This window comes from Glaciecola sp. XM2, assembly GCF_018595715.1.
Lineage (GTDB): Bacteria > Pseudomonadota > Gammaproteobacteria > Enterobacterales > Alteromonadaceae > Glaciecola.
Genome location: NZ_JAHEOJ010000026.1, coordinates 118629 through 145393 on the forward strand (window position 1 = coordinate 118629; position 26765 = coordinate 145393).

Sequence of the window (26765 nt, forward strand, 5' to 3'; positions counted from 1 at the left end):
AAGTTGACGAATATTTTATGCTAAATGTCTAGTGCTTTCACTTCATCAGCGATAGCGTTTGCCCATTGATCAGATATTTCTCTTTCTTGTGCTTCGACCATAACGCGGATCAATGGCTCTGTACCACTTTTTCTAAGCAGCACTCTTCCGGTATTGCCCATTGCGTTTTCTGCGGTCTTTACCGCATTTATAACTGACTGAGCCTGCAATGGATCTGATGCCCCCGCCTGATACTTCACGTTAATCAAACGCTGTGGGAATTTAATAAAGCCAGACGCTAACTCGCTCAATGTCATTTGTGCTCTGAGCATCGCCGCAACAACTTGCAAACCGGCAACAATGCCATCACCGGTAGACGCATAGTTTAAATTCAACACGTGGCCCGAGCTTTCACCGCCTATTGACCAGCCGTTTCTACTGAGTAGCTCAAATACATAGCGGTCACCCACGTTCGCGCGGGCGAACGGAATGCCTAATTGTTCTAAACCAAGCTCCATACCCAAGTTCGACATTTTGGTGCCTACAACGCCGCCTTTTAAAATACCTGACTTGAGTGCGTCGCGCGCAATAATGAAGATGATTTGGTCACCATCAATCACCTGTCCGTGCTCGTCAACCATCATAATCCGGTCGCCATCGCCATCTAGCGCAAAACCAAAATCGGCTGAGTGCTCTTTTACTGCCTCAATACAGTTACGAAGAGAGGTTGCACCCACTTGATGATTAATGTTGATGCCATCTGGCGAAGTGCCAATTTCAATTACATTTGCACCTAGCTCGCTTAGCACACTCGGCGCAATGTGATAAGTGGCGCCATGTGCACAATCAACGACAATTTTTAGCCCTTTAAGAGAAAGATCTGTAGGAAAGGTGCCCTTGCAATACTCAATGTAACGACCTGCAGCATCACTTACTCGGCTTGCTTTTCCTAACTTATCGCTCTGCACACAGGTCATTGGCTGCTGCATTTGCTGCTCAATCGCCAGCTCGATATCGTCATCGAGCTTTTGCCCTTGGGCAGAGAAAAACTTAATGCCGTTATCATAATAGGGATTATGTGAGGCACTGATCACAATGCCCGCTTCAGAACGAAAGGTTTTGGTAAGATAGGCAATCGCAGGCGTTGGCATGGGGCCGAGTAGACCAATATTAATGCCCGCTGCAGACAGACCGGCCTCTAGAGAAGATTCAAGCATATAACCACTGATACGCGTGTCTTTGCCAATCAATACTTTGTTGGTGCCGCTCCCTGCTAAGACTTTCCCTGCTGCCCAACCTAATTTTGTGACAAACTCAGGGTTGATAACACTTTCGCCAACCTTGCCACGAATTCCATCTGTACCAAAATATTGTCTTGCTGACATTGATGTTCCTTTTATGCTACTTGATTAATTTTTTCGATAATTTTGACCACATCCATGGCCTCTTTTACATCATGTACTCTAAGCACACTCGCACCTGACATAGACGCAAGGGTATTAACGCAAACGTCGCCTGCGATCCTATCATCTACTTTTTTATTTAGTAAGTCACCTATCATCGACTTTCGTGACATGCCTGCCATGACGGGTAAGTCAAACTCGGTAAACCGAATAAAGTGTTTGAGCATTTGATAATTATGATCGAGGGTCTTACCAAAACCAAAACCCGGATCCAGCATGATTTGCTTATAGTGAAAACCAGCATGCGTTAAACGCTCTAACTGCTGGCGAAAGAACTCCACTACCTCATCGACAACCGAATCATACTGAGGTCCATTTTGCATGGTCAAAGGTGTGCCTTGCATATGCATAATGCAGCTTGGAATATTGTGCTTAGCCGCCAATTCTGCCGCAGTTTCTAGTGCACCTGGCTGCGATAGCGCGCGAACATCGTTAATCAATCCTGCGCCATGGGCAGCAGCTTCTGACATGACGGTTGCTTTGCTAGTATCGACTGAAATGATGACATCGAAACGTTTTGAAATTGCGTCAATTACCGGAATGACGCGAGATAACTCTTCGTCCTCACCCACCGGTGTCGCACCAGGACGCGTAGATTCGCCGCCTACATCGATGAAGGTCGCGCCTTGCTCGCACATAAATGCACATTGACTGATTGCAGAGTCTATATTGTCAAATTTACCGCCATCTGAAAATGAGTCGGGGGTGACATTTAAAATGCCCATCACTTTTGGCGCGTCGAACACGACTTTTTTATTTCTAAACGTCATCATAATAATTCATGCCTTTTACCCGCACAGGACCACGCATAATAACGCAATTTAAAAGAAATGTTCAGGTATTAGCGCCCAAAATTTGTGCACTTGAGCATAAACAAAAACACCGGCATAAGCCGGTGTTTTTTCGTACGTATTTGCTTACGATGAAGGATTAGTTTCCCCTGCACCGTCGTCTTTAGGCTCGTCTTGGCGACCTACATCAAGCTTGGCCCCGCCCGTTGGCGTGTCAGAATCCGACTTGTCATGCTTATCCCAATCCGCTGGCTGACGAACTTCTCTACGCGCCATCAAATCATCAATTTGGCGAGCATCGATAGTTTCGTACTTCATCAAACAATCTTTCATTGAATGCAGAATGTCGATGTTGTCACGCAATATCTTTTCAGCACGTTGATAGTTGCGGTCAATCAAAGCTTTGATTTCTTGGTCAATAGCACGAGCTGTTTCATCTGACACACTTGCAGACTTGCTTACAGAGCGCCCTAGGAACACTTCGCCCTCTTCTTCAGCATAAAGCTGAGCGCCCAACTTAGTTGAAAGGCCCCATTGGGTTACCATTTTCTTCGCTATATCAGTGGCACGCTCAATATCATTTGACGCGCCAGTTGTGACCATATCTTCACCGTAGATTATCTCTTCGGCTAATCGACCGCCGTAAAGGCTTGAAATCATACTTTCGAGATGTTGTTTGGTGTAGCTAACACGATCTTGTTCAGGCAGGTACATGGTCACACCTAATGCTCTGCCGCGCGGAATGATAGAGACCTTGTAAACCGGGTCATGCTCAGGCACAAGACGACCAACAATAGCATGTCCTGCTTCGTGATACGCCGTCATGGTTTTCTCTTTCTCACTCATGACCATAGATTTGCGCTCTGCGCCCATCATGATTTTGTCTTTTGCAGAATCAAACTCTTCCATTGACACTACGCGACGATTTGAACGTGCCGCAAACAAAGCAGCTTCGTTAACAAGGTTAGCCAAATCTGCACCAGAAAATCCTGGCGTACCGCGAGCGATTACAGCAGCGTCTACGTCATCACCTAAAGGCACTTTACGCATGTGCACTTTAAGAATTTGTTCACGACCACGGATATCTGGAAGACCTACGACTACCTGACGGTCAAAACGACCAGGACGAAGTAAGGCAGGGTCAAGTACGTCGGGACGGTTAGTTGCCGCAATAACAATAATTCCTTCGTGACCTTCAAACCCGTCCATTTCTACTAACATTTGGTTAAGCGTTTGCTCTCGCTCATCATGACCACCGCCTAGACCGGCGCCGCGCTGACGGCCAACGGCGTCAATTTCATCAATAAAGATGATACAAGGAGAAGATTTCTTGGCTTGCTCAAACATGTCACGAACGCGCGATGCACCTACACCAACAAACATTTCGACAAAGTCTGAGCCAGAAATAGTAAAGAAAGGTACTTTTGCTTCACCCGCAATCGCTTTTGCAAGTAAGGTCTTACCGGTCCCTGGAGGCCCTACCATTAATACGCCTTTCGGGATTTTACCGCCAAGCTTTTGGAACTTCGTTGGGTCGCGTAAGAAGTCCACTAATTCAGTAACGTCTTCTTTCGCTTCATCACAGCCGGCAACGTCTGCGAATGTTGTTTTTATTTGGTCTTCACCTAACAGGCGCGCTTTGCTCTTGCCGAATGACATCGCACCGCGGCCACCACCACCTTGCATTTGACGCATGAAGAATATCCATACACCAATCAGAAGCAACATAGGGAACCAAGAAATGAATATTTGCGCTAACCAGTTAGTTTGCTCTGGTGGCTGACCAAATGCTCTCACGTCTTGCTTAATCAAATCTGACATAAGCTGAGGGTCTGGGGCCGGCATGTATGTTACGAAAGGTTCACCATTACGTCTGACACCCTTAATTTCACTGCCATTGACAGTGACTTCGCGAATATCGCCGCGCTCTACTTCTTTAACGAATGTGGTGTAATCAGTCTGTGCACGAACCGTTTCTTGTCCAGAAAAATTCTTGAACACCATCATTAACACAACTGCGATGAATAACCACAGGATGAGATTTTTTGCCATGTCGCTCAACGCTACTTACCTCTAATCAATAAGCTCAATTTAAAAATTTGGATGCAGGCGATAATCCTATTAGGGCCTGCAAGTAAGACTACTATACTTTATTCGGTTTCGCCACTTAGGACGTGTTATGCGGCGATTTAGTTTCCATCCACCACCATTATTTTTCAGGCCTTATTTACTTTTCATAATTGCTTACGCGCGTGATTCAAATAATGGTCATTCAATTTTGTTGCTTATTGGGTTTTATTTATTACCGTGTAAAAAAAACCGTCCACCCATTAAGTTGTGCATATTTAACGCTTTTTTACACACCCGCTACATTGTTGACGATTTATGGTGTGCAAATGTCGCAATAGTTACTAAGTAGAGGTAGAATGCAGAAATTCAAGGTCGCTTTCTGTGAAAGCGACAAATAACTTTTTACATATTAGTTTGGTAAATGCATTTAACAACGAAACAAAATCAATATCTCAAAGGCCTCGCACACCCACTTAAGCCTGTTGTGCAACTGGGTCAAAATGGCCTCACTGAGGGCGTCGTCGCAGAAATCGAAAACGCGCTTGCACATCATGAACTTATCAAGGTGAAGGTACCTTCTGATGATCGCCAAGAAAAAACGCTGATCATGGATGCCATTGTTGGTGAAACTTCTGCCCATAAAGTACAAACCATCGGACATGTCTTGGTGTTATATAAACCAAGCGAAGAGCAAAAAATCACGCTTCCGCGCAAATAAGCCTGCACTCTCGCCACAAGCGAGCTAGGCTTTTCGATGCTTTTTTGTACGCAAGAATCTCATATGGCATTTAATACGTATGCACTGCTCATCAAACGCACTGGCATCTAGCGCCACATTGTTTTTTATCCGTAATTAGGAGTCGTAATGAATAATACTCAAAACACTGCCATCGTAACCGGCGGGTGCTCTGGCCTTGGCCATGCCACCACTAAAGCACTTATTGCAGCGAATTGGCACGTCATTATGTTAGATATGAACGCTGAGGCAGCGCAAGAGCGAATCGCTGAACATGGCGCTGATAGCTGCTCTTTTTTGCAGGTCGATGTGACTAGCGATGCAGCGGTAGAAGAGGCTCTGAGCACTGCATTTGCAGAGCATTCCAACATTCGCCTATGTGTCAATTGCGCTGGCGTCGCACCCGCCAAACGCATACTCAACAGAGACGGCGATGCGATGCCTTTAGGCGATTTTGCAAAAACGATTAATATTAATCTTATTGGCACATTCAACGTGTCACGAGTGGCGGCAAGTTACTTTGCGAAAAACGAAGCCCTTGGTGAAGCAGCGGAGCGCGGGCTTATTATAAATACCGCATCAGTTGCCGGTTATGAAGGACAAATTGGACAAACTGCATATGCGGCGAGTAAAGGCGGGATCATCGGTCTTTGTCTGCCCATGGCGCGCGATTTAGCGCCATTGGGTATTCGGGTAAATACTATTGCACCAGGCGTGATGGGCACCCCTATGCTTTTAGCCATGCCTGAAAATGTCCAACATGCGTTAACGGCCAATGTGCAATTTCCAAAACGCTTAGGCTTACCAGAAGAATTCGCAAAGCTGGTATTGCACATGTACGACAACAAGTACCTAAATGGCGAAACCGTTCGCTTAGACGGCGCTTTAAGGATGCCGCCTAAGTAAACCGACATCTATTCGTCGTGGCCGCCGTTAACGGTAACAGATATTGCATACAATCGATTAACGGCGCGCTCGTGGACAGAGTGCTTTGGAAAACGCCCTCGAGTATTTAGCACCCCAGCATCTTTTCCGGTCATAATACTGATGGCTTGGTCAACATTATCTACCGCATACACATGAAAGCTACCCGCTTCAACGGCATTTCGTACATCTTCGTTTAACATGAGATTTACGCGATTTGAGCGCGGTATAATTACCCCTTGCTCACCGTTTAACCCTCGGTGACTGCACAATTCAAAGTAGCCTTCAATTTTTTCGTTAATGCCGCCGACCGCCTGCACTTCCCCTAGCTGATTGATTGAACCGGTGACCGCTATGCTTTGCTTCAGCGGAATATCAGTCAATGCTGAGATAAGTGCGAGTAACTCTCCGAGCGAAGCGCTGTCACCATCGATGTAGCCATAGGATTGTTCTAATGCAATATTCGCTGATAAGGTAAGTGAAAACTCTTGGGCATACTTGTTGCCCAAGTAGCCTGTCAGCAAGAGCACCCCTTTAGAGTGGATTGACTGTCCTAGCTCCACTTCGCGCTCAATATCTACGACGCCACTGCTGCCTGCATACACGGTAGCCGTCACTCGCGCTGGCGTGCCAAACGCCGTATCACCAATTTCCAGTACAGTTAACCCATTTAGTGTACCAACCGCTAAGCCTTCTGTGCTAATGAGTACATGGCCCTCCTGAATATCTTGTAGGAAATTATCTGACACTCTGCCGGTGCGCATTTTTTTTGCACCAAGCGCGGCGACTACATCTTCAACTAGCAGGTTTTGACGTTGTGACTTTTCGCAGAAATATTTCGCTTCGTGGATTAACTCTAAAATATCTGCAAAGCGCGCACTTAGCTTACTTTGATGTTCGGCGATACGCAGGCTATGGGCTACAAGCTTCTCTATGGCCACCCGATCAATACTTTGTAAACCGAGTTTTTCCACTTCCTTTTCTAATCGCTTAACAAAATGCGTCAGGTTGGGTTCGTTTAACTCTATATCACTTTCAAAATCTACCAGTACCCGAAATAACTCAGGGAATTCAGGATCATAATCTTGCAAGGTGTAATACAAGTCTCTGGAGCCTAGAAGGATAACTTTAACGTCAAGTCCAATAGGCTCAGGGTTTTGCGTAATGGAGTTAACCATACCAACTTCTTGTTGCGGCAGCTCAAGCTTGATACGTTCAAATTTAAGGGCTAACTTCAGCGCCTCCCAGACATGCGCTTGTGACAACAACTTGTCGGCATCTAACACTAAATAACCACCGTTAGCACGGTGCAGCGCACCTGCCGTAATCATTCGGTAGTTGGTGTAAACGGAGCCCTGTACGCTAGTATATTCAATCTTACCAAATAAGTTTTGATAGCTAGGGTTAGCCTCGTATATCAGAGGAGCCGCTGCCCCTTGCTTATTACTCACCATAGTATTAGGCAAGTACATTTCTATCAGCATGCCACGCTTATCAAACTCATCTTGCTTGTCTTCTTTATGCTCTTGCGACAAGGTCTCAACAATCACGTCGACCATATTAGTCTTTAGCTGCTTGAGATACTTCAAAATGTGAATGTTACTGGAATACTTTTGTTCTAGCTCTTTAATTAAGGGGCGTACGCCTTGCTCAGCGAGCTGCTGCTTTAGCTGTTTTTGCTGCTCGGCCGCTTCGCGTTGCCAACTTGGCAGTTCAAGCAGCGCCTCGGTAAGGGTGAGTTCAAGCTCATCGATAATATCGTAATAATGCTTACGCATTTGGTCTGGTTGGCTCGAAAAATCTGCGTCACTTACAGGCTGGCCTTCTACTATTGGCGCAAAACTCACGCTATTGCCCTCTTCCACCAGCGCAACGCCTTTTTCAAAGGCGAGTTTTTCTACCTCATCGATAGCTTTGTCATATTTTTGTTCAAAATGGCGGGTAATGGCGGCTTTACGCCTTTGATAACCTGGGTTTTCATAAGACGCTGGAAAGGTTGCCAGCACCTCATCAATCAAAGTTTCCATATCGGCAACAAAGGCTTTGCTCTCGCCAGCTGGCAGCATGAGCACTCGCGGCTCTCGCTCGTTGTCTAAATTATTTAAATATAGATAGTCGTACAATTGCGTTTTGCGCTGCGTGTTGAGCGCAATGTAGTCACGAATCAAAGTAAAGCGACCGGTTGCCTGCTCGCCCATCACATACATATTGTATCCTGGGGAAGCAATCCCTAGGCCAAATTCAACGGCGCGCTTAGCGCGCTCCTGACCTATCAACTCATGTATTTGCGGCGTATCTAAAGGTGTCGTATCACAGAGCTTGGGTAAGGTGATATTTGCAGCTAATTCTTGGCTTGATAAGCGCGTTTGCTTGGCGACGGCGTTTTCTGTCATAAACCTGCTTGTTTATTGTTGTAATGATGACATGCGCAAAGTCTACCCCATAATGGCTTTGCAGACCGCATTAATTTGTGAGAATTATGGTTGTTTAATATCCCCTTGGGTCAAGGCAGAGCAGGTCAGATAACTAGAACGACTTTCTATACAGCATTGCACGCACATTCGTGAAGATTGAGCAGCGCCATTCCAAAGCGCTTTATGTAAAGAAAGGCTTGTGATGAGCGGCAAGGGCAAGGTATTCTATACGGCATAAATACATACTAATAATGAGCATTGCACAATAGATGTCCAGTTCTGAAGAAAACACGGCGAATACATACCAATACGACCCTAAATCCATTGAATCACGAGCCCAACAGCATTGGCTAGATACCAAGGTGTTTGATGCGAATGTCGATGAGAATAAAGAAAAATTTTATTGTATGTCGATGTTCCCTTACCCCAGCGGCCGCCTACACATGGGGCACGTGCGTAATTATACGATTGGCGATGTGGTCAGTCGTTTTCATCGCATGCAGGGCAAAAACGTACTACAGCCAATGGGTTGGGATGCTTTTGGATTGCCCGCTGAAAACGCAGCGCTTGCAAATAATACCGCCCCTTCTAACTGGACCTTGCAAAACATCGACTACATGAAGTCGCAACTTAATGCCTTGGGCTTTGGTTATGACTGGCGCCGCGAAGTGACAACCTGCAAAAGCGACTATTATCGTTGGGAGCAATGGTTCTTCACACGTCTGTTCGATAAGGGCTTGGTCTATAAAAAGAATGCGACGGTCAATTGGGATCCGATTGATCAAACCGTGCTTGCCAATGAACAAGTAATAGATGGCAGGGGTTGGCGCTCTGGCGCTTTAGTAGAGCAAAAAGAGATCCCTCAGTGGTTTATTAAAATCACCGATTATGCCGACCAGTTACTTGCAGATTTAGACAAGTTACCCGACTGGCCTAGCCAAGTTAAAACCGCACAAAGAAACTGGATTGGCCGTTCTGAAGGGGTAGAAATCAGCTTCGATTTAGAAACTGAAACCGCCGGTTACCAAGATATCGAAGTCTACACCACTCGACCTGATACACTATACGGCGCAACCTACTTAGCCATTGCAGCGCAGCACCCGATTGCCTTATCTATTGGCGAAAACAATGCCGATATCGCGGCATTTATCGAACAATGTAAAAATGTGAAAACCGCTGAAGCTGATATGGCGACCATGGAAAAGCTAGGTATGCCCACCGGTATTTATGCTATCCATCCACTCACCAATGAGCGTTTAGAAGTATGGATTGCTAACTTTGTATTAATGGGATATGGCTCAGGCGCCGTCATGTCGGTGCCTGCTCACGACCAGCGCGACTGGGAGTTTGCCACCAAATATAAGCTACCGATTGTGCAAGTGGTAGACATTGCACAAGAGCATGGCGATGCTGATATTAGCAAAGGCGCGTATGTAGAAAAAAACACCATCATAAATTCTGCAGAGTTTTCTAACCTCTCCTTTGAGGATGCCTTTAATGGGATTGCAGAGCGTCTTGAAGCTATGAATAAAGGTAAGAAGACGACCAACTACCGTCTTCGTGATTGGGGTGTATCACGTCAACGTTATTGGGGAGCGCCTATCCCGATTGTTAACGATGACGCAGGTAAATCATATGCTGTGGCTGAGCAAGACTTACCCGTTGAACTGCCAACCGATGTTGTGATGGACGGGGTTATCTCTCCCATTAAAGCCGACCCTGAGTGGGCAAAAACCGTGCATAACGGCCAAGCAATGCTGCGTGAGACGGATACTTTTGATACTTTCATGGAGTCATCTTGGTATTACGCAAGATATGCGTCAGCACCACAAGATGCGATGCTCGAGCCCAAAGAAGCAAATTACTGGTTGCCTGTGGATCAATATATTGGCGGTATTGAGCACGCAATATTGCATCTACTGTATGCTCGCTTTTTCCATAAATTATTAAGAGATGAAGGCTTAGTGGATTCCGATGAGCCCTTTAAACGCTTGTTGTGCCAAGGCATGGTGCTATCGAATGCATTTTATTCAAAAGCCGAAAACGGCAAAGAAATTTGGCATGCACTTGATGATGTGACTATCGAGCGCGATGACAAAGGCCGCATTACAGGCGCATACAATACGAAAACCGGCGAAGCGCTTGAATATGCGGGCATGATCAAGATGTCTAAGTCGAAAAACAACGGCATCGACCCGCAAAAAGTCATTGATGTCTACGGCGCTGACACCATCCGCTTATATACCATGTTTGCTGCGCCACCTGAGCAAGATTTAGAGTGGATAGAATCTGGCGTGGAAGGTGCAAATCGTTTCTTGCGCAGATTATGGCGCCTTGCAGGTGAATTTATTGACACGCATTTGAGCGATGCAGCTGATGGCGAGATTGCGGTAAGCGGAAGTTTGTCAAAAGAACAAAAAAACCTTCGCAAAGAAATCCATAGCAAAATTGACTCGATAACTGATGACGTAGCGCGCCGTCAAACTTTCAATACGGCCGTCGCGAAGATGATGGAGTTATTAAACGCACTTCAGAAGTATCAGATTAACGATACCAATGATGTTGCGGTATTTCATGAAGGTTTAATCGCATTAGTGAAAATGCTTAACCCATTCACTCCGCATATTTGCGAGGCACTTTGGTCGGCGTTAAAACAACAAGACCCATTGCAGTGTGCCCATTGGCCCGCGGTAGACAAAAGCGCCTTAGTGGAAGATGAAAAACTTATTATTGTGCAAGTAAACGGAAAAGTAAGAGCTAAACTCACCGTGCCTGCAGATATCGACAAAGATAGTTTAGAAAAACTAGCGTTAGATGCAGACAACGTGCAAGCCTTCACGCAAGATAAAACGATTCGCAAAGTGATAGTTATCCCTGGTAAGTTAGTCAACATAGTGGCCAATTAATCATGAAACTATTCACAGGTATTGTTTTTATCACGTTATGTATGAGCCTCGCTGGCTGCGGATTTAAGTTACGTGGCTCTCAAGCTTTACCTGAATCACTTGATACGGTGGTGATAAATTCATCGTTACAGTTTTCTCCTATGTCTAGAGCACTGGATAACCGGCTTTCGGTTTATCAACTAAACGGTATTGCTGCACGCAGTGAGCAAGCTAAAAACCTTGATGCCGACTCCGTTGTGTTAATTAACTTGTCGCCAGAGAATCTGGAGCGTCGATTATTATCGGTATTTTCTAGCGGTCAGGTGGCAGAATATGAGTTAATCTATTCGGTCAATTATGAAGTCATCTTTCCGGGTGCCGAGGCGATTTCTAATGTGATGTCAGTGTCTAGAGAATATCAAGATGACCCGCAACAAATCCTTGCAAAATCGCGTGAGTTGGAACTTGTTATGGATGAAATGCGTCTAGAAACCGCCGACAGGATTATCCGTTTGCTATCGAGTCAATACACCCTTAGCGTGACTGCTACTGAGTCAAACTAGATGCAACTTCGTGCTAATCAGTTTACTTCTCAGCTCGCAAGCAACGCACTCCCCCCTATTATTTTGCTGTTTGGCGATGAACCGCAGCAAAAACTAGACATCATTGATGCCATTCGAGAAAAAGCTAAAGCAAGTGGCTTTGAGGAGCGCCAAAGCCTCACCGCTGATGCTGATTTCAGTTGGCAACAGCTTGTTGATGCAACGCAAACCATGTCGTTATTTTCAGATAAACAGTACATTGAGCTGACCTTACCTACCGGCAAGCCTGGTGCGCAAGGCGCAGCGGTATTAACAGAGATTGCACAGCAACCTAATGAAGATGTTTTACTGTTGATTGATGGCCCCAAGATTGGCAAGGATGTGCAAAACACAAAGTGGTTCAAGCAGGTTTTGCAGCATGCGTGGTTTTGTCATTGTTATGACCTGCAAGGTAATCAATTAAACCAGTGGATTAAACAGCGCGCGCAACGTCTGAATCTGCCACTTAATGCTGATGCATGCGCCCTGATCGCCGACTTGAGTGAGGGTAATCTACTCGCTGCTAACCAAGAGTTACAAAAGCTCGGCTTATTATATCCCAGTGCAAATGTGCTTGACCACGACATGGTCTCATCAGCCGTTATTGACCAATCTCGTTACACCGTGTTCCAATTTACCGACGAGGTACTTGCAGGCAACATGGCAAAGGCAACGAAAATTTTATATCGCTTGGAAAGCGAAGGCGTTGAGCCAAATATCGTTGTTTGGTCATTAGTGAAAGAGGCGCAATTGTTAGCGCAGTGCCAAGCATTTCGTCAACGCTCGGAGCAAATTCCGTTTACTAAGTTACGGATATGGCAAAATAAACAGGCCTTGTACAATGCGGCTCTCATGCGTTTAGACGAACGGCAATTAGGTGTTCTCATTAACGCACTACAAGATGCTGATCATCTCTTTAAATCACAAACAGTGCACAAACCCTTTGTTATGTTGAGTCACCTTGCGCTGTTGTTTTTACCTGCGCCCATTGAACAATTTAGCTTAACGACTTAATTGAGCCTGGCGAGTTAGGCACTATCGCAAAGAGGCACTACCCATAAAACCTATTTAAGCGCTATACTAACCGTATAAACGCAATCTCTTTTACTACCATCAAAGAAAGGCAGTCGATTGAAAGAAAGTACATTTACCGATTTTGTAGTTGAAAAATTCGAAGATATGAAAGCCAGAGACATCATTGTGATAGACGTCTCCGATAAAAGCAGTGTCACAGATACCTTAGTGATTTGCTCAGGCAATTCTAAACGACACGTATCATCTATCGCCAATAATTTAATTGTTGAAACCAAGCAAGCCGGACATCCTCCATTGAGTGTTGAAGGTAAAGACGCGGGCGAATGGGTGTTAGTAGATTTAGGCAGTGTTGTTGCGCATGTTATGCAAGATGAAACCCGCGACTTCTATCAGCTTGAAAAACTCTGGCAGTAATCTAAAACGCCATGCAAATTCAAGTCGTTGCTGTTGGGAACAAAATGCCTCAATGGGTGGTCGAAGGGGTCAGAGAATATACCAAACGTTTTCCAGCGGATTGCAAACTGAGCTTCACTGAAATAACGCCAGGAAAACGCGCAAAGACCGGCAATATTGAAAAAGTAACCTTCGAAGAAGGGCAAAAGTGCCTGCAAGCTATTCCTAGAGGCAATCGCATTGTTGCACTGGAAGTATTAGGTAAGCAGTGGACGACAGCAAATTTAGCGACACAGTTAGAACAATGGAAAATGGATGGCCGTGATGTAAGTTTATTAATCGGCGGCCCTGAAGGTTTGTCTCCAGAATGCAAGGCTGCGGCGCATCAGCAATGGTCTTTATCGCCGCTAACATTACCGCATCCGATGGTGCGCGTCATAGTCGCAGAAGCACTATATCGCGCTTGGTCGGTCACACAAAACCATCCATATCATAGAGAGTAAGCTAGCAACATTATGGCAAGAAAGCGACAGACCATACGAGACCATAGCGCAGAGGCTAATTTATTCGCCCGCCGCGCATTTTTCTCGATGTTTTTTGTCGTTGGCTTCTTAAGTCTTATTCTAGTCAATCTTTATCATTTGCAAGTGACCCAGTTTGAAGACTATCAAACCCGCTCTAACGGAAATCGTATAAAGGTATTACCTATTGCGCCCAACCGCGGTCTTATTTTCGATCGAAACGGTGTGATATTAGCCGAAAACCGTCCTGTATTTAGTTTAGAAATTATTCCAGAGGAAGTGGAAGACCTCGAAGCAACGCTCGAACAATTAGCAACCCTAATGTCGTTAACTGAAGATGAGATTTATGATTTCAATCAGTCTCGCAAACGTCAGCGCCGCTTTAAACCCCTCTCTATTCGTAATCAATTGAGCGAAAGCGATGTCGCATTGTTCTCTGCTAATCAACATAAATTTACTGGTGTGCACATTGAAGCGCGCCTGTCACGCTACTACCCCTTCAAAGATACTTTAACGCACATGCTCGGCTATGTAGCGCGTATTAACAGACGAGACTTAGAGCGATTGCGTGAAACCGAGCAAGAAGCAAACTACGCAGCAACCCACGACATTGGTAAGCAAGGGGTCGAAAAGTACCATGAGACCACCTTGCATGGCCAAGTAGGATATCAACAAGTTGAGGTCAACAACCAAGGCAGAATTATTCGTGTGCTTGACGTCCAACCGCCTGTTCCGGGAAGCGACATTGTATTAAACATCGATATTGAACTGCAGCAACGTGCGAAACAAGAACTCGCAGGAAGACGCGGCTCAGTAGTCATTACCGATACGCGAACGGGTGGCGTGTTAGCGCTGTATAGTAGCCCAAGCTACGACCCTAATTTATTTGTGCACGGCATCTCACAAAAAGACTATTCAGAACTACTCAACTCACCCTATAGTCCGCTGCTTAACCGGGCAACACAAGGCCGTTATCCGCCTGCCTCCACCATTAAGCCACATCTTGCCTTAGTAGGCCTTGAAGATGAAATTATTACGCCTGAAACGGTCATCAAAGACACCGGCACGTATCAATTAAAAAATGTTTCACACGTTTGGCGAGACTGGAAACGCTGGGGACATGGCGAGGTTGACGTAGTGAAATCGGTAGAGGTATCTTGTGACGTTTTTTATTACGACTTAGCGTTTAAACTCGGCATCGATCGGATTCACGAATCGATGACAGAATTTGGCTTTGGTGAATTCACCGGTATCGATTTGCATGAAGAATCACGAGCCATCTTACCCTCTCGTGGATGGAAGCGAGCACGATTTAATGAGCCTTGGTACATTGGTGACACAATATCTGTGGGCATAGGTCAAGGCTACTGGAACGCGACGCCGTTGCAATTGGCTCAATCGCTCAATTTCTTGATCAACAAAGGGCAAAGACACGTTCCACGCCTGATTAAAGGCTATATGGTAGAGGGTGAGGTTCAAGACCTGCCGATCGAAATGAAGTCCCCCATGGTCGTTAAGAATGAAGAAAATTGGGATTTGATATTAGATTCTTTATACGGAACAGTGAATCGTGAACACGGCACTGCTCGCACTGCGTTTGAGAATACAAATTATACCTCGGCTGGTAAGACCGGCACGGCACAACTGTTCACAGTTGCTCAAGATGCAGAGTACGATGAAGATGCGATTTCAGAATATCTACGAGATAACGCGATGTATGTGGGCTACGCGCCCTATGTAAACCCAGAAATCAGCATAGCGGTCACTATCGAAAATGCAGGTGGCGGTGGCTCAAACGCCGCACCATTAGCACGCAATGTGATGGATTTTTATTTTGAACGAAGCGGTTACAACGAAATTGCGACAATCACCGCAGCGGCACATGAGCCAGTGAACGCCAATGAATAAAGCATTCACCCCAGCAAAAAGTAGCCTCTTGGAAAAAGTCCATATCGACGGCTTTTTGTTGTTTTCCTTGCTGTCACTGATGCTAATTGGTTTGCTAACTATCTTTTCTTCTGGCGGCCAAGATTGGGACTTAGTGAATCGTCAGTTGGTCAGGCTTGGTCTAGCAATTACGGTAATGGTGTTTTTTGCGCAAATACCGGTGCTTTTATATCAACGCTTTGCTATTTATTTTTATGCTTTGGGCATACTGATGTTGATTGGCGTATTGCTATTTGGGGATGTCGGTAAAGGCGCTCAACGCTGGTTGGATTTTGGTTTTATTCGTTTTCAGCCTTCTGAAATTATGAAATTGGCCGTACCGCTAATGGTGGCTTGGTATATTAGTAGAGCCAGCTTACCGCCCAAAAATGGCGATATCATCGTGGGTTTTGTTCTAGTATTTGTGCCCACCATTTTAATCGCTAAACAGCCCGATTTAGGCACATCTTTGCTCATCGCAAGTTCAGGTATATTCGTATTATTTCTTGCAGGGATGGCCTGGAAGCTTATCGGGTTTATTGCCATGCTCGCTGGTTGCTTTGCCCCCATCATGTGGTTTTTTCTGATGGAAGAGTATCAAAAGCGGCGTGTCACCACTTTTTTAAACCCAGAGACAGATCCCTTGGGCGCTGGTTATCATATTATTCAATCAAAAATAGCGATAGGCTCAGGCGGCGTGGAAGGCAAAGGGTGGTTGCAAGGCACGCAATCTCAACTAGAATTTTTACCAGAGCGACACACCGATTTTATTTTTGCGGTCTACAGCGAAGAGTTTGGTTTAATTGGGGTACTTGGCTTATTGGTAATGTATTTGTGTATCATCTTAAGAGGCTTGTATATTGCCAACCGTGCACAAGATGCGTTTAGTAAGTTATTAGCCGGCAGTATCACCCTCACCTTCTTTGTTTATGTGTTTGTGAATATGGGTATGGTTTCGGGGTTATTGCCAGTTGTTGGCGTACCTTTGCCATTAATTAGCTACGGCGGCACATCGATGGTGACACTGCTCGCGGGCTTTGGTATTTTAATGTCGATTAGCACGCAAAAACGATTATTATCTCGATAACATAGCGGTTTATATTATAAAAAGGGTGCTTAGTAGGCATGAAAAAGATACGCAGATGTTTAGTAATAGTGGCAGCCGGCATCACTATGCTGCAGGGGTGCAGTATTTCAGATGGTGGGCGATACTCAATCAAGCAAGATTCAGCGCCGCATTTTGACTATGGCGACATTGAATACGTAGAACCCACACCAGAATATCTTCCTCACAATGTGTGGACAAGTCGCCCCTACGAAGTGCTAGGTGGTTACTACACCCCCATGCTCGATGCGAAAGGTTTTGAAGATATTGGCTATTCATCTTGGTATGGGCAAAAGTTTCACGGGCACACTACCGCAAACGGTGAAATCTTTGACATGTTTTCATTGACCGCTGCACATCGCACACTGCCCCTTCCCTCATTTTTACGGGTGACAAATTTAGAGAATAATAAAACAACCACGGTAAGAGTAAACGATAGAGGCCCGTTTCATGACGACCGAATTTTAGACCTATCTTACGCAGCGGCAAAAAAATTAGGCTTTCATAACAACGGTGTTGCCAAAGTCAAAATTGAAATCATTCATGTTGCACCAAATGGCGCAGTAACCGTTGGCTCGCAGCAAAGCGATACACGACTTGCCCGTAACAGTGTTGAGTTAAACCCTGCTACCCCCATCAGACGCGAGTTAAGTTCAAGTATTGCCGATAGCGACACTGCTAAAGGCCCAAGCACAACGGATATTCGCGTCAGCCAGCAATTGTCTGGGCAATCGTCGACTGACTCGTTGAGCGATTCGGTATTGTTTGTACAAGTGGCAGCAACCTCAGATGCCCAAAAAGCCAAAGAACTCGCCACGGGCTTATCCAATCTCCTTCAAGTGCCTAACAGCATACCAAAGGTGAATAATGTCTACCGCTTGCATTTAGGCCCATTAGAAAATGAACAAAGGGCCGAAAAACTTATCCAAGATCTAAAGAATATCGGATTTGATAGTGCGTTTAGGGTTGAATTTAGCCCACAATGACCTAATTGAATGCTTTCAAACGTATTGATGAACATTAGGTTAGTAGCACCGTATTCTTTCCGTTAGACCCTAAAACGCTATCTCTGGCTGGCGCAATACGCTAACATTATGCGCTTGTCAGGCCAATAAAAATAATAAAAAGGGTCTGTTTAACTTATTAATCGAAATATAAAAAAGGTATTCGAAACCACCATGCGCTTTATTACCCTGTTATTCATCGCTGCGCTTAGCAGCGTTATGGCTGCAAATGCAGCGATTGTTATTCCCCCAGCACCGCAAGTAGATGCCGGCGGCTTCTTGTTAATGGACCATCAAACGGGTCATATCATTGCAGAGAAAAACATAGATCAACGACTTGCCCCCGCTAGTTTGACAAAAATTATGACGGTATATGTGGTCGGAAAAGAATTGAAAGCCGGTAACATTAGCATGGAAGATGAAGTCACTATTTCTGAAAATGCATGGGCCAAAAACTTTCCGGATTCATCCAAGATGTTTATTGAAGTAGGCACGAAAGTCACCGTTAATGATCTGATGCAAGGGATTATGGTGCAGTCGGGTAACGATGCGTGCGTTGCGATAGCAGAGCATATTGCTGGCAGTGAGTCGGCCTTTGCTAGCATGATGAATGCCCACGCCGCAAATCTCGGCATGACAGCCACTAACTTCGTTAACAGCCACGGACTTCACGACCCTGATCACTACACTTCACCGCGCGACATGGCAGTTTTATCATCAGCCCTTATTCGCGAACTGCCTGAAGTGTATGGTTTATACAGCCAAAAAGAGTTCACCTATAATGGTATTAAGCAGTTCAACCGTAACAGTTTATTGTGGGACCAGAGTCTTAACGTAGATGGCATTAAAACAGGCCATACCTCAGACGCAGGTTACAGCCTAATAACATCGGCTACACAAGATGATATGCGCCTCATCTCAGTGGTTATGGGTACCGACAGTGAGCGTTCTAGAAAGGCGGAGAACAAAAAGCTATTACGCTACGGTTTCCGCTTCTTCGAATCGGTAACACCTTACACTGCAGGACAGAGCTTTGTAGCGCATCGTATATTCATGGGTGATAAAGACACCGTAGAACTGGGTATCAATGTTGATACCCCTATCACTATTCCTCGTGGACAGGCGTCGAATCTAACGGCACATTTTGAATTATCACAACAACTTGAAGCGCCTATCACAAAAAATCAAGAAGTGGGAGTTTTAGTACTCAAACTTGAAGAAGACACTATTGCCACTTACCCCCTTGTCACACTAGAAGAAGTGCAAGAAGGCGGTTTATTTGATAAGGCAAAAGATTGGGCAAGTTTAAAGTTAGGACTTGAGAAGTAATGGAAACAAGGTTTGATGAACTCTTAGAGTTCCCCTGCTTACAGACATTTAAAGTTATGGGGCTATCACACGATAGCCTCAGTGATCAGATTGTAGAGTGTTTGCAAGAGCACGCACCAGGCGATTACTCGCCCTCGGTAAAGCCAAGCAGCAAAGGCACGTATCATGCGGTGTCGGTAAGCGTAATGGTCGAAAGTAAAGATCATATGGAAACGATTTACACTGAGCTAGCCAAAATTGAAATCGTAAAAGTGGTGCTATAGCTTGAACGCAGAAGTACAGAGCAAGCTTGTTACCGTGGTGCGCGATTTAGGATTGCAAGACTATTATCCTATTTGGCAAAAGATGCAGCAGTTTACTGATACTAGAGATGCCAGCACGCAAGACGAAATATGGCTATGTGAACATCACAGCGTGTTCACACAGGGTCAAGCAGGTAAGCAAGAGCACATTCTTAACCCAGGCAATATTCCCATTGTAGAGGTCGACCGCGGTGGCCAAGTGACCTATCACGGGCCAGGACAATTGATGATGTACATCTTATTGGACATCCGCCGTGCTAAATGGGGTGTGCGTGATTTGGTTTCTGCGCTAGAAAAAAGTATTGTTGACACGCTAGGCGAGTACGGCACTAAAGCGTACCCTAAAAAGGATGCCCCCGGCGTATATGTAGACGAAAAGAAAATTTGTTCCGTTGGACTTCGGATTCGCAAAGGCGCATCTTTTCATGGTTTAGCTTTTAACGTAGATATGGATTTATCTCCTTTTCAAGGCATCAATCCTTGTGGATATGCGGGCTTGGAAATGATAGATTGCACACACATTGAAGGCCCAAAAAATATGCATGATGCAAAGCGAGACGTTGTCGCACATTTCTGTCAAGCATTGGGTATTAAACACACAATCAATAAAGAAGGTTTTGATGAGTAATTCACGTGCACAAGCAGGCGTTAAATTAAGAGATGAGGATAAAGTTAAGCATATCCCTATCACGATTGTACCGACTGAAAAAGAGCAAATGCTGCGCAAACCTGAGTGGATCAAAATTAAGCTGCCTCGCTCAACCGACAGAATTGATCACATCAAAAAGACGCTGAGAAAAAACAAACTGCATTCAGTGTGCGAAGAAGCGAGCTGCCCTAACCTTGCCGAATGCTTCAATCACGGCACAGCGACGTTTATGATCCTGGGCGATATATGCACGCGTCGCTGTCCTTTTTGCGATGTAGCGCACGGAAAGCCGCTTCCACCGAGCGCAGAAGAGCCTATAAAATTGGCAACCACCATTGCTGAAATGGGGCTGAATTACGTCGTTATTACCTCGGTAGATAGAGACGACCTTCGCGATGGCGGTGCTCAGCATTTTGTGGACTGTATTAAGGCAATCAGAGAGCACAGCCCAAATACGACCATTGAGGTGCTTGTTCCTGACTTTAGAGGGCGTATGGACCGAGCGCTTGAGATTTTCCAGCAAGCCACTCCAGACGTATTCAATCACAACTTAGAGACCATCCCGCGCCTTTACAGAGAATGTAGACCTGGTGCAAACTACAAATGGTCTCTAGAGCTTTTACGTAAGTTTAAAGAGCAACACCCAAGCATCCCAACCAAATCTGGGCTTATGATGGGAATGGGTGAGACGAATGATGAAATGCAAGTGGTATTGTCTGATTTGCGTGAACACAATGTCGACATGTTAACGCTAGGACAATACTTACAGCCTAGTAAGCATCACTACCCAGTAAAACGCTACGTACCACCTGCAGAATTTGACGCGCTTGGTGATTATGCTAAAGAAATTGGCTTTACCCATGCTGCTTGCGGCCCTATGGTGCGTTCAAGCTATCATGCAGACAAACAAGCGATGGGTGAAGAAGTTAAATAATCTCAAGTAAGCATATTACCCCTTCTTTAAATAGGCGCTTTATGCGCCTATTTATTTCGCTCATATATTTCAAAAGCGCATGGTATTGCTTTATGTAAGTTGTCATTGTGACTTTCAGACACAAAATACCCATAAATACTGTGTATAACGCATATATTGCTAAAAATGCCCAAAACCTTACTTTTTTAGTCGTAAAAAGTGGTTAGTGAGGCCAAAAAACTTTAAACTATGCGCTCTATTGGCTGAATAAAAAGAGACTATTCAAGTGAACCTGATCAATTCATTGAAAGATTACAACATCACGACAGACGCAGAAATACTGCATAATCCCGACTACGACACCCTATTTTCTGAAACAACAGATACAAGTTTGACCGGATACGAAAAGGGCGAACTAACCGAATCGGGTGCTGTTTGCGTCAAAACAGGTAAATTCACGGGTCGCTCGCCTAAAGACAAATACATCGTAAAAGACAGCGTGACGAAAGATACGCTGTGGTGGTCTGATCAAGGAAAAAATGACAACAAACCTATAAACAAAGAAACATGGGATCATTTAAAATCCCTAGTGACCAATCAACTTAGCGGCAAACGCTTGTTTGTGGTTGATGCATTTTGCGGGGCCAATAAAGACACGCGCATGAGCGTTCGCTTCATCACCGAAGTTGCTTGGCAAGCTCACTTTGTGACAAATATGTTCATTAAACCAACAAAAGAAGAGCTTGCTGACTTCTCTCCAGACTTCGTAGTAATGAATGGCGCGAAAACATCCAATCCTGACTGGCAGTCTCAAGGCCTCAATTCAGAAAATTTCGTAGCCTTTAACCTAACTGAGCGTATCCAATTGATCGGTGGAACGTGGTACGGCGGGGAAATGAAAAAAGGTATGTTCGCCATGATGAATTACTACCTACCGCTGCAAGGTATTGCTTCAATGCACTGCAGCGCCAATGTAGGTGAAAAAGGCGACGTTGCTATTTTCTTTGGCCTATCAGGCACGGGCAAAACCACGCTATCGACAGATCCAAAAAGACAGCTTATTGGTGATGATGAGCACGGCTGGGACGACAACGGTGTTTTTAACTTAGAAGGCGGTTGTTACGCAAAAACCATCAACTTAAGCCAAGAAAACGAACCCGATATTTATGCAGCCATACGTCGTAACGCCTTACTTGAAAACGTCACCCATGACGAAAACGGCGTGATTGATTACAACGACAACTCCATTACTGAAAACACCCGAGTATCTTACCCTCTTGACCATATTACAAATATCGTTAAGCCTATATCGAAGGCTGGGCATGCTAACAAAGTCATCTTTTTAACTGCAGACGCATTTGGGGTTCTGCCGGCGGTATCTAAACTTACCCCAGAACAAGCACAATACTACCTACTGTCTGGCTTCACGGCTAAATTAGCAGGTACTGAACGCGGTATTACAGCGCCAACCCCTACGTTCTCAAGCTGTTTTGGCGCGGCTTTCCTTACCCTTCACCCTACGCAGTATGCAAATGTGCTTGAAAAGCGAATGCAAGCAAGCAATGCTCAAGCTTACTTAGTTAATACCGGCTGGAACGGCACCGGAAAACGCATTTCGATCAAGGCAACAAGAGCCATTATCGACGCAATTTTAGATGGTAGCATCGATTCAGCACCCAGTACTATGCTACCTATTTTTAACCTTGAAATACCATCAAGCCTGCACGATGTGGATACCAAAGTACTTGACCCAAGAGGGACCTATGCAGACGCTAGCGATTGGTATGACAAAGCTCAAGACCTTGCTGCGCTGTTTGTAGATAACTTTGAGAAGTTCACAGACACTGCACACGGTGCAAGCCTAGTTTCCGCTGGACCAACACTAAAAGTGACCGCCTAATAAACCAAAGAGGGCTTAACCGCCCTCTTTGTTTTCTCACCATCAATTCATCTTTGTTTACGCAACTCGCCAGCGATTTTTTGCTCAACTCTCTAAACAAAAACTAGCGACGGCCGTTAAAATAATCTACGCTTTTACCTAAGCATTTGTGCGAAAATCCGGCGTTTTGAGATGTAGATGTGAGCATAGCAGAGATTGCCAACATTAATTATTTGTTCATTATTTTTATAATGAACTTAGTTGGCGTGGCTTATTTTTATGTATCTCCAGCAAGACGCGTCGCTGAATTAACACCCTCTGTTAATTCATTTATGACCATGTTTGCCGTAATTGCTGCGGCATTTGCAGTATTTGCGCTTAGAGCACTTATTCCAATTTGGATTTCGTTAACCCTAGCTAACGGGCTGTTCTTACTTTCGGCATATTGCGCAAAAAGAGGGTTCGTTTATCGCTCCGGCCATTCACCGCCCCAGCTTTTAAAAGACCGTGAGGTGTGGGTCAACATTTCAATCTTAACCATTGTCAACACAGGTATTTTCTACTTATGGATTGATAACTTTGCAATACGAGCCACAATCACTAGCGTATACATAGCCTATGTATTTTATTCATCGATAAACAAAATCCCAAAGAATCCTCAAGATAAGTCTGATGGCGAAAAAATTGCTCAGTTTGCCATCTATGTAACCGTGTTTTTTACGCCTTTAAGCGCAACCTTTCATTGGTTTGATCAATCCTATTTTGTTTACATGTCGACGCTGATGTTTACCCAAGCCATTGCAGTAACCAGTTTATTAGGGGCTTTTTTATCGTTGCTCACATCCGACCTAATCGAAGAGCACTACCATAACTCTGTGATAGACCCCTTAACGGGCGTATATAACAGGCGCTTCTTTAACGACAAAGCGAGCAAACTTTTAGGCTTTAGTCGTAAAACCGACAATTCACACGGCGTGATAGTAACCGATATCGATGACTTTAAGGATATTAACGACAAATATGGTCATGCAGCGGGTGATGAGGCCCTGGTAAAGTTTGCAAAGATTATCTCACAAACCGTTAGAAGCTCAGATGTGGTCGCTCGCTTTGGTGGCGAGGAGTTTGTTATTCTGTTGCCATCGTCAAGCCAAGACGAGACTGCAATGTTAGCAAAGCGCTTGTGCGAAGAAATATCAAATTGCGTCATTGCTACAACGGCGGGAGACGTATCGATAACCGCTAGTTTTGGGGTATCAATGGTCAAGGAGCCAAACCAGCTACAAGCAAGCCTTGAGATAGCTGATGCCGCCATGTATAAAGCAAAAGGTGCTGGCAAAAATCGCGTGGTAATTGCCTAAGAGTATCTAAGCCTCACTTAGTTGGATTTGACGCTCTATATTCTTCGCTAGGGTCAACCATGCACATTCCCACTAACGCTTCTCTGCCTAGTAACATCAGATGCGTCATGGAAGAACGATCAGTTAAGGTCAACTCTATATCCCAAGCAATGCTCGTCATCAATGCATTGGTCTTAATCACATAACGGCGTTCACGCTCACCATTTGACGATTTGATCCACCGTCTCGCATGAACGTCTGCCTGGCAACGTATGGTCTTGTCGATATCGTGAAAATCAGGATGAAATTCGAAACTCACCACATTCGACTTTTTATCAAAATGAATATGGTCAACATGCAGCGCAGAGGTTTGCGCGCCGGTGTCGATTCGGGTAGTAATTTGCGTTAGCCCTAACGCGGGTAAGTCAATGTTTTCAACAACACCGACAATAACCTTATCTTCTAAATAATCTAGATTACGCTTATCCATTATGGATTACTCTCAAACTTTTCGTCGTTGGGTACGAGATTGTCTTGTAGCTGCTCAATATGCTCGAGCACATCCGTTGGCTCTTCAAAATTAGCAACGTGATACATTGCATCCCCTTCTTGTACCAGAGGGATATTTTGCTTGCCGATAATTACACCTGATTTAGGTGCGATCAGTTTTTCAACAAAGCGGCCTGTTGGGCTGCAAATGTGTGCCATCACCTCGCCCTTGTTAACATGGTCCCCTAGCATCTTAAGGTCGGTTACCAATCCGCTTACGGTTGCTCTCACCCAATTTGAATGATTGGCGATAAACGGGTCAACTGTTTTAGAACGTGAAGGGCGTTTACGAACCATGCCAAGATGGCCCAGCACGTTCAAAATGCCTTTCAGGCCAGCTCTAATTGAGAGCTCATCAAAACGCAAAGCTTGGCCTGCTTCATAAAGCAATACTTTTGCGCCTAACTCCGACGCCGCTTCACGCAGAGAACCGTCGCGCAATTCAGAATTAAGTAACACGGGCACACCGAAAATCCGAGCCATTTCTTGTGTTTCACTGTCGCGTAAATTGGCTCTTATCTGAGGAAAGTTACTGCGATGTATAGCACCGGTGTGTAAATCAATGCCGTAATCACATTTACTCACGATCTCGTCCAAGAATAAGTGCGCTAAACGGCCTGCCAAAGAGCCTTTTGGTGAGCCTGGAAAGCTTCGATTTAAATCTCGGCGGTCTGGCATATAGCGCGATTGGTTAAGTACGCCATACACATTTACAATGGGCACCGCGATCACCGTTCCTTTAGATAGTTTAAACGATTTGGTCGCAAGTAAGCGGCGAATGATTTCGATGCCATTGAGCTCATCACCGTGAATCGCGGCACTGATAAATACCGTGGGGCCAGGCTTCTTTGCCCGTATGACTTCTACCGGAATAGAGACCTCGGTGTCTGTATACAAACTAGCCACAGGCAAATCGAGCTTAACGCGACTCCCCGGCACAATGTCTACATCGCCAATGCGTAATAAATTGTTCACCTGTTTACCCTTTAGCCTTTGCCCTTGGTGCGATTGTTATGCGGTTTGGTGGTTTTTTCAATAAATTGGAAGATCATACTTGCCACATCTTTACCCGTTGCAGTTTCGATACCCTCTAAGCCAGGCGATGAGTTCACTTCCATCACTACCGGTCCGCGGTTGGAGCGCAACAAATCTACCCCACACACATTCAACCCCATCGCTTTTGCCGCAGCAACTGCCGTCGCGCGCTCTTCAGCAGTAATTTTAGTGATTTGAGCAGAGCCGCCACGATGCAAGTTGGAGCGAAACTCGCCCTCCTGACCTTGACGTTTCATTGCAGCAACTACCTTGCCGCCTACTACTAAGCAGCGAATGTCTGACCCGCCAGCTTCTTTGATAAACTCTTGCACAAGAATGTTAGTGTTAATACCCATAAACGCTTCAATCACGCTCTCAGCGGCTTTGCTTGTCTCCGCTAGCACAACGCCCACTCCTTGCGTTCCCTCTAATAGCTTGATAACAAGAGGTGCACCACCTACGTTTTTAATTAGGTCTTTGATGTTATCAGGGCTGTGTGCAAATCCTGTGCGCGGTAAACCAATGCCTTTACGCGAAAGTAACTGCAAGGAACGAAGCTTGTCTCTCGAACGCGATATCGCAACCGATTCATTTACACTAAAAGCGCCTGTCATCTCAAATTGTCTTACTACCGCGGTGCCATAAAATGTAACCGATGCACCAATGCGCGGGATAACTGCATCGTAATGGGGCAAGGACTCACCCTTGAAGCGCACAACTGGATTTGCACTCGTAATATCCATGTAGCAATGCAGCGTATCAATAACGTCAACTTCGTGGCCTCGGGCTTCTCCAGCCTCCTTAAGGCGGCGAGTTGAATAGAGCTTTTTGTTTCGTGATAGAATCGCGATCTTCATTAATTATAACCTTAAATTTTGGTGTCGGTGTTTGATCAATATTTTGGAGCATTCATCAAACGTACAAAGCCTTATTGTCCAACCATCA

At 45.1% G+C, this 26765-nt stretch carries 23 protein-coding genes; 16 read left to right on the forward strand and 7 right to left on the reverse strand.

What is annotated here, in order from left to right:
• Window positions 1–20: 20 nt before the first annotated feature.
• From glmM to ftsH, 3 genes are all read right to left on the reverse strand, one after another.
• Window positions 21–1364 (reverse strand): phosphoglucosamine mutase, encoded by a 1344-nt coding sequence (gene glmM / locus KJ365_RS14125; RefSeq protein WP_214452326.1) that lies wholly within the window; start codon window positions 1362–1364, stop codon window positions 21–23.
• Between the two features lie 11 nt (window positions 1365–1375).
• Complete coding sequence (gene folP / locus KJ365_RS14130) at window positions 1376–2212, reverse strand: dihydropteroate synthase (RefSeq protein ID WP_214452445.1); 837 nt, start codon at window positions 2210–2212, stop codon at window positions 1376–1378.
• 147 nt (window positions 2213–2359) lie between these two features.
• Entirely contained in the window at window positions 2360–4285 is a 1926-nt protein-coding gene (gene ftsH, locus KJ365_RS14135) for an ATP-dependent zinc metalloprotease FtsH (protein ID WP_214452327.1), read from the reverse strand.
• 439 nt (window positions 4286–4724) lie between these two features.
• On the opposite strand from ftsH, the gene yhbY reads away from it, so the two are divergent.
• Both yhbY and KJ365_RS14145 read left to right on the forward strand, forming a co-directional pair.
• Window positions 4725–5021, forward strand: a complete 297-nt coding sequence (gene yhbY, locus KJ365_RS14140; RefSeq protein ID WP_214452328.1) for a ribosome assembly RNA-binding protein YhbY — start codon at window positions 4725–4727, stop codon at window positions 5019–5021.
• 147 nt (window positions 5022–5168) lie between these two features.
• Complete coding sequence (locus KJ365_RS14145; RefSeq protein ID WP_214452329.1) at window positions 5169–5945, forward strand: SDR family NAD(P)-dependent oxidoreductase; 777 nt, start codon at window positions 5169–5171, stop codon at window positions 5943–5945.
• Window positions 5946–5953: 8 nt separating this feature from the next.
• Here the strand turns inward: KJ365_RS14145 and KJ365_RS14150 are convergent, their stop codons facing one another.
• Window positions 5954–8356, reverse strand: coding sequence for a Lon protease family protein (locus tag KJ365_RS14150; RefSeq protein ID WP_214452330.1), 2403 nt, complete (start codon window positions 8354–8356; stop codon window positions 5954–5956).
• 290 nt (window positions 8357–8646) lie between these two features.
• On the opposite strand from KJ365_RS14150, the gene leuS reads away from it, so the two are divergent.
• The 14 genes from leuS (at window position 8647) to KJ365_RS17065 (ending at window position 24257) form a co-directional block, all read left to right on the forward strand.
• Complete coding sequence (leuS, locus tag KJ365_RS14155) at window positions 8647–11283, forward strand: leucine--tRNA ligase (RefSeq protein WP_214452331.1); 2637 nt, start codon at window positions 8647–8649, stop codon at window positions 11281–11283.
• 2 nt (window positions 11284–11285) lie between these two features.
• On the forward strand, window positions 11286–11825 hold the full coding sequence (locus KJ365_RS14160) for an LPS-assembly lipoprotein LptE (RefSeq protein ID WP_214452332.1): 540 nt from the start codon (window positions 11286–11288) through the stop codon (window positions 11823–11825).
• Entirely contained in the window at window positions 11826–12857 is a 1032-nt protein-coding gene (holA, locus tag KJ365_RS14165; RefSeq protein WP_214452333.1) for a DNA polymerase III subunit delta, read from the forward strand.
• A 117-nt stretch (window positions 12858–12974) separates the two neighbouring features.
• The gene (gene rsfS, locus KJ365_RS14170; RefSeq protein WP_214452334.1) at window positions 12975–13292 is read left to right on the forward strand and encodes a ribosome silencing factor; all 318 of its coding nucleotides are present in this window, start codon (window positions 12975–12977) and stop codon (window positions 13290–13292) included.
• Between the two features lie 11 nt (window positions 13293–13303).
• Complete coding sequence (gene rlmH / locus KJ365_RS14175; RefSeq protein WP_214452335.1) at window positions 13304–13774, forward strand: 23S rRNA (pseudouridine(1915)-N(3))-methyltransferase RlmH; 471 nt, start codon at window positions 13304–13306, stop codon at window positions 13772–13774.
• Window positions 13775–13786: 12 nt separating this feature from the next.
• Entirely contained in the window at window positions 13787–15700 is a 1914-nt protein-coding gene (gene mrdA, locus KJ365_RS14180; RefSeq protein ID WP_214452336.1) for a penicillin-binding protein 2, read from the forward strand.
• On the forward strand, window positions 15693–16805 hold the full coding sequence (rodA, locus tag KJ365_RS14185) for a rod shape-determining protein RodA (protein WP_214452337.1): 1113 nt from the start codon (window positions 15693–15695) through the stop codon (window positions 16803–16805). Before mrdA ends, rodA begins: the two co-directional genes overlap by 8 nt.
• A gap of 38 nt (window positions 16806–16843) precedes the next feature.
• Window positions 16844–17809, forward strand: coding sequence for a septal ring lytic transglycosylase RlpA family protein (locus KJ365_RS14190; protein ID WP_214452338.1), 966 nt, complete (start codon window positions 16844–16846; stop codon window positions 17807–17809).
• A 192-nt stretch (window positions 17810–18001) separates the two neighbouring features.
• Window positions 18002–19156 (forward strand): D-alanyl-D-alanine carboxypeptidase family protein, encoded by a 1155-nt coding sequence (locus KJ365_RS14195; protein ID WP_214452339.1) that lies wholly within the window; start codon window positions 18002–18004, stop codon window positions 19154–19156.
• The gene (gene ybeD, locus KJ365_RS14200; protein ID WP_214452340.1) at window positions 19156–19419 is read left to right on the forward strand and encodes a DUF493 family protein YbeD; all 264 of its coding nucleotides are present in this window, start codon (window positions 19156–19158) and stop codon (window positions 19417–19419) included. Before KJ365_RS14195 ends, ybeD begins: the two co-directional genes overlap by 1 nt.
• An 82-nt stretch (window positions 19420–19501) precedes the next feature.
• Window positions 19502–20086, forward strand: coding sequence for a lipoyl(octanoyl) transferase LipB (gene lipB, locus KJ365_RS14205; RefSeq protein ID WP_250884264.1), 585 nt, complete (start codon window positions 19502–19504; stop codon window positions 20084–20086).
• The gene (gene lipA, locus KJ365_RS14210) at window positions 20079–21041 is read left to right on the forward strand and encodes a lipoyl synthase (RefSeq protein WP_214452342.1); all 963 of its coding nucleotides are present in this window, start codon (window positions 20079–20081) and stop codon (window positions 21039–21041) included. Before lipB ends, lipA begins: the two co-directional genes overlap by 8 nt.
• A gap of 265 nt (window positions 21042–21306) precedes the next feature.
• Window positions 21307–22920: a phosphoenolpyruvate carboxykinase (ATP) gene (gene pckA, locus KJ365_RS14215; RefSeq protein WP_502793494.1), complete on the forward strand. Its 1614-nt coding sequence runs from the start codon at window positions 21307–21309 to the stop codon at window positions 22918–22920.
• Window positions 22921–23099: 179 nt separating this feature from the next.
• Window positions 23100–24257, forward strand: coding sequence for a GGDEF domain-containing protein (locus KJ365_RS17065; RefSeq protein WP_214452343.1), 1158 nt, complete (start codon window positions 23100–23102; stop codon window positions 24255–24257).
• 13 nt (window positions 24258–24270) lie between these two features.
• Here the strand turns inward: KJ365_RS17065 and KJ365_RS14225 are convergent, their stop codons facing one another.
• The 3 genes from KJ365_RS14225 to rimK are packed head-to-tail and all read right to left on the reverse strand — an operon-like array spanning window position 24271 to window position 26677.
• The gene (locus KJ365_RS14225; protein WP_214452344.1) at window positions 24271–24726 is read right to left on the reverse strand and encodes an ATP-dependent zinc protease family protein; all 456 of its coding nucleotides are present in this window, start codon (window positions 24724–24726) and stop codon (window positions 24271–24273) included.
• Entirely contained in the window at window positions 24726–25760 is a 1035-nt protein-coding gene (locus KJ365_RS14230; protein ID WP_214452345.1) for a succinylglutamate desuccinylase/aspartoacylase family protein, read from the reverse strand. The genes KJ365_RS14225 and KJ365_RS14230 overlap by 1 nt, the downstream gene beginning before the upstream one ends.
• Before the next feature lie 11 nt (window positions 25761–25771).
• Entirely contained in the window at window positions 25772–26677 is a 906-nt protein-coding gene (rimK, locus tag KJ365_RS14235; protein ID WP_214452346.1) for a 30S ribosomal protein S6--L-glutamate ligase, read from the reverse strand.
• Window positions 26678–26765: the final 88 nt, after the last annotated feature.